The sequence below is a fragment of the Cryobacterium sp. 10I1 genome (assembly GCF_035019805.1).
GTDB lineage: Bacteria > Actinomycetota > Actinomycetes > Actinomycetales > Microbacteriaceae > Cryobacterium > Cryobacterium glucosi.
Map to the genome: position 1 here is coordinate 1 of NZ_JASJVF010000489.1, position 1,201 is coordinate 1,201.

Here is a 1,201-nt window from a genome sequence, read left to right on the forward strand (position 1 = left end):
CGCCGTCGCGACCCGCAGCATTTCGGACTGGATGGCTTCGACGTCCGAGCTGTACGGGATGGGCAGGTCGATGATGACGCGGGCCCAGCCCTGCGACATGTTGCCGACCCGGAGGATCTCGCCGTTGCGCACGAACCAGAGCGTGCCGTTCACGTCGCGGATCTGGGTGATGCGGATGCCGACCGTCTCCACGACGCCGGAGGCGAACCCGGTGTCGACGATGTCGCCCACGCCGAGCTGGTCCTCCATGACCATGAACAGGCCGTTCAGGATGTCCTTGACGATGTTCTGGGCACCGAAGCCGAGGCCGGCGCCGATCGCGGCCGTCAGCAGGGCGAACGAGCCCAGGATGCTCGGGGCCATCACCTGCAGGATGAGCAGGCCGGCGATGATCACGACGAGCACATTGACGATGTTGGTCAGGACGGAGCCGAGCGTACGGGTGCGCTGCACGACGCGAACGGCGGCGACCGGGGACACGTTGAGCGCCCGGGTGTCCTCAACCTTCTGGGTGCGCTTGACGCCGGTGACAATCTGGATCACCACGCGGCGGATCACGAACTGCAGGATCCAGTGCACCGCGAACGCGACGATGAGGATTCCGAGCACCTGCAGCAGCTGTAGCCCGAGGGTCGTTGTGAAGTATTTGACGATTTCAGCCCAGATAATGTCCCAATTCATAGCGCTTTCGAGTCTACCGAGAGCCGACCGGGCGAACCCTGAGCGCCCCGCCAACGTGAAAACGGCCCCGCCCCCTGAGGGGCGAGGCCGTTCGGGCCGGCGGATGCCGCCTGTGGCTACTCGGCGTCGCGCGCCTGGGCGGCGAGGGAACGTTCCACTCCCGCGAGGCTCTCGATCACGAGGCGACGCAGTGCGACGGGCTCGGGGTTGGCGTCGAGCCACGTGCGGGTCGCCTCGACGAGCGCCTGGTTGGCGAGCGGGGACGGGTAGAGGCCGATGATGAGCTTCTCCGCGATCGAGAAGCTGCGGGAGACCCAGATCGGCTGCAGCATCGCGAAGTAGGTGTCGACGAACGGCTCGAGCAGGCTCGTGTCGTTCGCGCGCAGGAACCCGGCCGCGGTGACGCGCACGATCGTATTCGGGGCGGTGTCCGTCTCGATCAGGGAATCCCAGGCGGCCTGCTTGGCCTCCGGGGTCGGAAGAGCGGCGCACGCTGCGGACAACACCGCGACCGGCGCCC

Annotated in this window: 2 protein-coding genes; both read right to left on the reverse strand. The window is 67.2% G+C overall.

All coding sequences use genetic code 11. From position 1 onward, the window contains the following. The coding region (locus QN345_RS19295) for a mechanosensitive ion channel family protein (RefSeq protein ID WP_323509145.1) at positions 1-681 on the reverse strand (681 nt) is incomplete at its 3' end. Positions 682-797: 116 nt separating this feature from the next. Next, on the reverse strand, positions 798-1,201 hold a 404-nt coding region (locus QN345_RS19300), incomplete at its 5' end, for an ERAP1-like C-terminal domain-containing protein (RefSeq protein WP_323509146.1).